Source organism: Streptomyces niveiscabiei, assembly GCF_001419795.1.
GTDB classification, from domain to species: Bacteria; Actinomycetota; Actinomycetes; order Streptomycetales; family Streptomycetaceae; genus Streptomyces; species Streptomyces niveiscabiei.
Genome location: NZ_LIRL01000505.1, coordinates 1 through 2900, shown reverse-complemented (window position 1 = coordinate 2900; position 2900 = coordinate 1). Strand labels below are relative to the sequence as shown.

At 69.7% G+C, this 2900-nt stretch carries 3 protein-coding genes; all 3 read right to left on the bottom strand.

Features of this window, described 5'->3' with window-relative positions:
- Window positions 1-62: 62 nt before the first annotated feature.
- Complete coding sequence (locus AOK24_RS24000; protein WP_055722142.1) at window positions 63-503, bottom strand: phage tail protein; 441 nt, start codon at window positions 501-503, stop codon at window positions 63-65.
- 34 nt (window positions 504-537) lie between these two features.
- Window positions 538-2082, bottom strand: a complete 1545-nt coding sequence (locus tag AOK24_RS23995) for a phage tail sheath family protein (protein ID WP_055722141.1) — start codon at window positions 2080-2082, stop codon at window positions 538-540.
- A gap of 150 nt (window positions 2083-2232) precedes the next feature.
- The coding region (locus AOK24_RS23990; protein ID WP_159051961.1) for an ATP-binding protein at window positions 2233-2900 on the bottom strand (668 nt) is incomplete at its 5' end.

Genomic DNA, 2900 nt, shown 5'->3' with positions numbered 1-2900 from the left:
CGCGGCGGGCGCGGTCGCCTGGAGGATCTCCTCCAGGTTCCCGGCCGTGACCGTACGTCGCCTCATTCGACGATGATCTCCTCGAACACGATCGTCACGGACTCGGTGGCCGCGGCCGACTCGCCCGCCTTGAGGGAGGGACCCTCCCACTTGGACGCCCAGCCCTGCATGAGCTGGATACGGCGGACCGTGTTGCCCTCGGTGTCCTTGATCTCGATCGTCAGGTTCTGCCGGGCGGAGTTGACGGCCCCGTTGTTGAGCGTCTCCTTGATCCACTCGGTGAACTCGCTGCTCTGGTCGAGCCCTCGGGTGATCGTGATCTCGCCGGCCTGCCGGGCACCCGGCTGCTTGCGGATGATCTGCTTGCCCTCGGCGCTGACCTGGCGGACCTCGACGACCTCTTCCTCGACGGTCAGCCCGCTGATCTCCTGGATGGACTCCACGAGGTAGCCGCCGAGCTGTACGCCGAAGACGTGGGTGGAAAGAGCGTCACCTGTTGCCATGACTGTGTGTCAACCTTCCTGTTCAGCCCGCGAGTTACTCGTCGATGAGGCTGGTGCTGTCGGAGAACTGGGCCAGCCGGAAGACCACGAACTCGGCGGGCTTGACCGGCGAGACGCCGATCTCGCAGACGACGCGCCCCTGGTCGATGGACTCCTGGGGGTTGTTGTCGCGGTCGCACTTCACGTAGAAGGCCTCTTCGGCGGTACGGCCGAACAGCGCGCCCCGGCGCCACTCCTCGGTGAGGAACGCGGTGACGTTGCGCCGGATCGACGACCAGAGGCGGTCGTCGTTGGGCTCGAAGACGACCCACTGGGTGCCCAACAGGATGGACTCTTCGAGGTAGTTGAAGAGTCGGCGCACGTTCAGGTAGCGCCAGGCCGGGTCGGACGACAGGGTGCGCGCACCCCAGATCCGGATGCCGCGGCCGGGGAAGGCGCGGACGCAGTTGACGCCGATCGGGTTCAGGAGGTCCTGTTCGCCCTTGCTGAGCCGCAGTTCGAGGTCGACGGCGCCGCGGATCACCTCGTTGGCGGGCGCCTTGTGGACGCCGCGCTCGGCGTCGCTGCGCGCCCACACACCGGCGACGTGCCCGCTCGGCGGGGCGGTGACGTTGCGCCCGACGGCCGGGTCGAAGACCCGCACCCACGGGTAGTACAGGGTGGCGTACCGCGAGTCGTAACCGGCTTCGTCGTTACGCCAGTTGCGCACCTGCTGGGCGTTCAGCCCGGGCGGGGTGTCGAGGACGGCGACCCGGTCGCCCATCTGCTCGCAGTGCGAGATGACGGCGAGCTGGACGGTCCGTACGCCCTCGTCGTCGATGTCGCCGCGCTGGTAGGCGCTCATCAGGTCGGGCACGGCGACCATCGTGATCTCGTCGATGGTCTCCAGGCCGCCGAAGCCGGTACGGGCGCCCGCGTCGCCGACGTACTCGGCGGGGTCGATGCGCGCGACGGCGCCGTTGGACGCGGCGGGCGCGGCCGGGGCGTCCGGTACGGCGAGGGTTCCGCTCGCGGGCCGGGTCTGGGCGGCGCCGCGCTGCTCGGTGACGTCGATCAGCTTGGAGGCGCGGGCCTGGGTGACGAGGTAGCCCTTGACGTTCTTGCGCGAGGACGCCTCGTACGTCTCGGCGACGTCGCCGCCCTTGCGGACGAGCAGCTTGAAGCGGTCCTCGGGCGGGTTCTCCCCGTCCGCGTCCGCGACCTCGACGCTCACGCCGGTCACACCGGGCTTGGCGGCGACGAGGAACCCGCCGACCTCGACCGGCTCAACGGCCTTGGGCTGGGCGGGAGTCGACCCGCCGCCGTTGCCGTCGGCAGCCCCGCCGATCCGCACGATGTACGCGGCGCCGCCCCCGTTGGAGAAGTACCCGTACACGGCGAGGGACAGATACGTCCCCTCGACGAACCCGCCGAAGAGCTGGGTGTACTGGTCCCAGCTCGTCACCAGCGTCGGTGTGTGGAAGGGCCCCTGCCCGGCGAATCCGACGAACGCGGCGACGGCCGTGCCGACACCCTCGATCGGTCGAGCACCGGACTGCACCTCCTCCACGTACACGCCCGGGGTGAGGTACGTCGGCATGCTGGCTCCTTCGCGGTCCTGACGGGGCACCTGTGTCCAGGCCGAGTCTGCTGGTGGGGCGGGTGGTACGGCAGGGACACGGGGCCATGCCCGGGGGCAGGCGGACTGCCTTTCCGGACCCCGGAGGTGCCCTCCGGGACCTGCCCTGCCTCACGCGCCGATCGCCTCCGCGAGATACGGCCCGAACTCGCTCTCCAGCACCAACCGGCCCAGCTTGCGGTACTCCTGGGCGATCGCCGTCACCAACTGCCGCATGGTGAGCGGCCCTTCGGACTCCGCCGCGAGGTACGCCGCCGTCACCGCGCAGGCCCGGATGGAACCCCCGGCCAGCTCGAACCGGTCGGCGCAGAACGGGAGATCGAGGTCCTCGGCGCGCGGGAGGCGTTTGCCGAGGCAGCGGTCCCAGAGGTCGAGGCGGTGCGTCGCGTCCGGGACGGGGAAGTCGGCGACGACGTCCAGGCGGCGGGTGAACGCCTCGTCCAGGTTGGCGCGGAGGTTGGTCGTCAGGATCGCGATGCCGTCGAACGACTCCATCCGCTGGAGGAGGTACGCGGACTCGATGTTGGCGTGCCGGTCGTGCGCGTCCTTCACCTCGGACCGCTTGCCGAAGATCGCGTCGGCCTCGTCGAAGAGGAGCACGGCGTTGACGGCGGACGCCTCCGTGAAGATGCGCTCCAGGTTCTTCTCGGTCTCGCCGATGTACTTGTCGACGACGGTGGACAGGTCGACGACGTACAGATCCATCCCGAGATCAGCGGCGACGACCTCGGCGGACATCGTCTTCCCCGTCCCCGACTCCCCGGCGAACAGGGCGATCA

Coding starts and splice junctions, on each gene's coding strand:
- AOK24_RS24000 (WP_055722142.1), bottom strand. CDS start 503: ATGGCAACAGGTGACGCTCTTTCCACCCACGTCTTCGGCGTACAGCTC.
- AOK24_RS23995 (WP_055722141.1), bottom strand. CDS start 2,082: ATGCCGACGTACCTCACCCCGGGCGTGTACGTGGAGGAGGTGCAGTCC.